Below are 4,715 nucleotides of genomic sequence, written 5' to 3'. Positions count from 1 at the left end.
CACCCATAGAGATCACCGAATTTTCTTCGACGATCACGCCTTCGACCACTTCAGAGCGTGCGCCGATAAAGCAGTTGTCTTCAATGATGGTGGGGTTGGCCTGCAGCGGCTCCAGCACGCCGCCCAGGCCGACGCCGCCTGAAAGGTGCACGTTGTTGCCGACCTGCGCGCAGCTGCCCACGGTGGCCCAGGTGTCGACCATGGTCCCTTCGCCAACCCAGGCGCCGATGTTGACGTAGCTGGGCATCAGGATCGCGCCCTTGGCGATGAAGCTGCCGCGGCGGGCCACGGCGGGGGGCACCACGCGCACACCGGTTTCGCGCATTTCGGCTTCGCTCAGGTGCGCAAATTTGGTTTTGACCTTGTCGAAAAAGCCGAGGTCACCGGCGCGCATCAGTTCGTTGTCTTTCAGGCGAAAGCTCAGCAGCACCGCCTTCTTGATCCACTGGTGCGTCGTCCACACACCCACGCTTTCACGGGTGGCCACGCGCAGCGAGCCATTGTTCAGCTGGGAAATCGTTTGCTCCACTGCCTCCAGGATGTCCTTGGGCGCCGACTTGGGCGACAGGTTGGCGCGGTCTTCCCAGGCGGCGTCAATGGTTTGCTGGAGCGCTTGCAGGTTGGCTTGAGTCATGAGAATGGTTTTTCAGTGAACTTTGGATTGGATGAACTGGACGATGCGCTCTGCGGCCTCCACGCATTCGGCGGTTTCTGCCACCAGCGCCATGCGAATTCTGCCGGCGCCGGGGTTGTGCCCCTGCGCATCGCGTGCCAGGTAACTGCCCGGCAACACCACGACATTGTAAAGAGCGAGCAGCTCGCGCGAAAACGCGGTGTCCGAGCCCTTGAATGCTTGGGGGATTCCGGCCCACAGGTAAAAGCCTGCGTCGGGCAGGGCGACGTCCATCACCGCCGACAGCATGGGCGTGACTTTGGAAAATTTTTCGCGGTACATGGCGCGGTTGTCCACCACATGTTGCTCGTCATTCCAGGCGGCAATGCTGGCCGCCTGCACGATGGGGCTCATGGCGCTGCCGTGGTAGGTGCGGTAGAGCAAAAACGGCTTGATCAGCGCCGCATCTCCAGCCACAAAGCCGCTGCGCAGGCCGGGCACATTGCTGCGCTTGGAAAGGCTGGTGAGGGAAATCAGATTCTTGAAGTCATGCCGGCCCAGCTCTGCGGCTGCTTGCAGGCCGCCCAGAGGCGCCTCATCACGGAAGTAAATTTCGCTGTAGCACTCGTCCGAAGCAATCACAAAGCCGTAGCGGTCGCTCAGTTCAAACAGCAGCTTCCATTCGGCCAGCGACATCACCGAGCCTGTGGGGTTGCCGGGCGAGCAGACAAACACCAGCTGGGTTTTGGCCCAGACGTCCGCCGGCACTGCCGCCCAGTCGATGCCGAAGTTGCGCGCCGGGTCGCTGGGGGCGAACCAGGTCTGTGCGCCCGCCAGCAGGGCTGCGCCTTCATAAATTTGATAGAACGGATTCGGGCAGACCACGGTGGCGCCCGGTTTGCTGGCGTCCAGCACGGTTTGCGCCAGTGAAAACAGCGCCTCGCGCGAGCCGTTGACCGGCAGGATTTGCGTGGCCGGGTCCAGTTTCAGGTTGTAGCGGCGGGCCAGCCAGTCGGTCATGGCCTGGCGCAGCTTCGGCTCCCCCAGCGTGCCGGGGTAACTGGCCAGGCCGTCCAGGCTGGCTGTCAGCGCATCCTTGATGAGCTGGGGCGTGGCATGGCGGGGTTCGCCTATGCCAAGGCTGATGGGTTTGTAAGCCGGGTTGGGGGTGACATCGGCGTGCAACTGGCGCAGCCGTTCAAACGGGTAGGGCTGGAGGCGTGAAAGCAGGGGATTCATGCCTTGATTATCCAGCCTCGCCTTGCTCACCCGCCGCCGGTCTGGGTTGCGGTTTGTCATGCCCTGGTCTGATCGCTATTAAATTAATAGCTGCTCGCGCTTGTCCTTGTTGGGCTTCAGGCTGATTTCATCCAAATTTCCCTGGTAGCCAGCCATTTTCAGGCAGCGCAGGGCCGGGCGTCACCCTGACAGACCGCCGCCGTGCGAAGCAAAGTGTTTCACGCCGGGCCCGTCAAGGGCCTTTTTCCCGGCAAAATCTGCGTCCCGCTCGGGTAACATGGCGGACCGTGCGCTACTGAAAGTGGTACACGGCGTGTGTCAGCGTTTTTCCGTAAAACGCCATAAAAATCAACGAGTTAGGGTTGTAATTCCCTACCTCAGGCTCAAAAAAACAGGGACAGCCGTGCGTCTCAATTCGATCAAGCTATCTGGTTTCAAATCATTCGCAGAGCCCACCAATTTCGTACTGCCGGGCCAACTGGTCGGTGTGGTGGGCCCCAACGGTTGCGGCAAGTCCAACATCATGGACGCGGTGCGCTGGGTGCTGGGCGAAAGCAAGGCCTCCGAGCTGCGCGGCGAGTCCATGCAGGACGTCATCTTCAACGGCACCACCACACGCAAGCCCGCCAGCCGCTCCAGCGTGGAACTGGTCTTTGACAACGCCGACCACCGCGCCGGCGGCCAGTGGGGCCAGTTTGTCGAGATCGCCGTCAAGCGCGTGCTGACGCGCGACGGCACCTCCAGCTACTACATCAACAACCAGCCGGTGCGCCGCCGCGACGTGCAGGATGTATTCCTGGGCACCGGCCTGGGTCCGCGCGCCTACGCCATCATCGGCCAGGGCACCATCAGCCGCATCATCGAGTCCAAACCCGAAGAGCTGCGCCTCTTCCTCGAAGAGGCCGCCGGTGTTTCCAAATACAAGGAGCGCCGCCGCGAGACCGCCAACCGCCTGTCCGACACGCGCGAAAACCTGACACGTGTCGAAGACATCCTGCGTGAGCTGAACGCCAATCTTGACCGGCTTGAAAAGCAGGCCGAGGTGGCCATGCGTTACAACACGCTGCATGCCGACGCGAGCCTGAAGCAGCACCAACTGTGGTTCCTCAAACGCGCCGAAAGCGAAGCCGACCAGTCCAAGGTCAAGGCTGACGCCGAAAAAGCCGTGAACGACCTGGAAAGYCGCGTGGCCGACCTGCGCCACATCGAGGCCGACCTCGAAACCATTCGCCAGGCGCACTACTCGGCCGGCGACCAGGTCAACCAGGCCCAGGGCAAGCTCTATGAGGCCAGCGCCGAAGTCGGGCGCCTGGAGGCCGAGATCCGCTTTGTGGTCGACGGCCGTCAGCGTGTCGAGCAGCGCCTGGCCCAGCTCAAGGAACAAACCGCCCAGTGGGCCACACGCAAGGAAGACGCCGCCGTCGAGACGGAAAACCTCGCCGCGCAGGCCATTGAAGCCGAAGAAAAAGCCGAGCTCCTGGCTGCGCAGACCGAAGAGCACCAGACCCAACTGCCCGCCCTGGAAGACGCCCTGCGCCAAGCCCAGGCCAAAGCCAACGAGCAGCGTACCAGCGTCGGCCAGGTGCAGCAGCAAATCCAGGTGCTGGCCGCCGACCAGCGCAACATCGAAGAGCAGTCGCGCAGCCTGGGATTGCGGCTGGAAAAGCTCACGGCAGACCGCAACGCACTCAACGCGCCCGACGAAGCCCGTCTGGCCAACCTGACCACGCAGTTCACCGCCGCACAGGAAGCCCAGGCTGAAGCCGAAGCCCGCCTGCACGAGTTGACCGACAGCGTGCCGCAGCTCGACGAAGAGCGCCGCACGCTGCAGCACACCGTCAACAGCGAATCCGCCAARCGGGCCGACCTGTCGGCGCGCATGGAAGCGCTCAAGGCCCTGCAGGAAAAGGTCAAAACCGACGGCAAGCTCAAGCCCTGGCTGGCCAAGCACGGCCTCGATGGCCTGCAAGGCCTGTGGAGCCGCATCCACATCGAACAAGGTTGGGAAAACGCGCTTGAAGCCGCGCTGCGCGAGCGCCTGGGCGCACTCGAAGTCAGTCGGCTCGACATGGTGCGCGGCTTTGCCGGTACCGACGGGCGCGATACGCCGCCCGCCAAGCTCTCGTTTTACTCACCGCCCAGCGCCGCCGCACCCGCCCGCACCAATGCGGCCATCACACTCAAACCGCTGACCGAATTGCTGCGCCTGAACGACGCTGGCCAGTCTGCGTTACTGGGTGACTGGTTGCAGGGTTGCTACACGGCGCAAAGCCTGGACGACGCCCTGGCCGCACGCGACAAGCTGCAGGCCGGCGAAGTGATTTATGTGCAAAGCGGCCATGCCGTGACGCACCACAGCGTGAGTTTTTACGCCCAGGATTCCGAACAGGCCGGCCTGCTTGCCCGCGCCCAGGAAATCGAAAACCTCGACAAGCAGCTCAAGGCCCAGGCCCTGATCAGCGAAGAGGCCCGTTCCGCGCTGATTCGCGCCGAAGCCGCTTACGCCGACGCCGCCCAGCGCCTTGCCACGGCACGCCGCGAAACCGCCGAAGGCCAGAGCCGCACCCATGAGCTGCAGGTCGAAGTGCTGCGCCTGACGCAACTGGCCGAGCAGACCCGGGCCCGCAGCGAGCAGATTCAGGCCGACATGGCCGAAATCGAAGCGCAGCTTGGCGAATTGCAGGAGCGCAAGGTCACGGCTGAAGGCCGTTTTGAAGAGCTTGATATGCAACTGGCCGACAGCCAGGAACGCCACGCGCAGCTGGATGACCGCGTGATCGAAACCGAGCGCAAGCTGGGCGAATCACGTGAGCAGCAGCGCACGCTGGAACGCCAGGCGCAGGAAGCCACGTTTGCGTTGCGC

3 protein-coding genes are annotated in these 4,715 nt (G+C 63.2%); 1 reads left to right on the top strand and 2 read right to left on the bottom strand.

Annotated features, from left to right (window positions below):
• On the bottom strand, positions 1-634 hold a 634-nt coding region (locus tag AC1D1X_RS15935; protein WP_477698633.1), incomplete at its 3' end, for a 2,3,4,5-tetrahydropyridine-2,6-dicarboxylate N-succinyltransferase.
• A 12-nt stretch (positions 635-646) separates the two neighbouring features.
• Complete coding sequence (gene dapC / locus AC1D1X_RS15930) at positions 647-1,852, bottom strand: succinyldiaminopimelate transaminase (protein ID WP_477669504.1); 1,206 nt, start codon at positions 1,850-1,852, stop codon at positions 647-649.
• Between the two features lie 403 nt (positions 1,853-2,255).
• Here dapC and smc point away from each other — a divergent pair.
• Positions 2,256-4,715, top strand: a 2,460-nt coding sequence (smc, locus tag AC1D1X_RS15925; protein WP_477698632.1) for a chromosome segregation protein SMC, incomplete at its 3' end; no start/stop codon positions are given.

It is taken from the genome of Polaromonas sp. P1_G4, assembly GCF_056405475.1.
The sequence above is the reverse complement of the archived record's forward strand: the minus strand, read 5'-3'. Positions and strand labels throughout refer to the sequence as shown.

Excerpts from the sequence above, each read along its gene's own strand:
- dapC (WP_477669504.1), bottom strand. The coding sequence starts at position 1,852 with ATGAATCCCCTGCTTTCACGCCTCCAGCCCTACCCGTTTGAACGGCTG.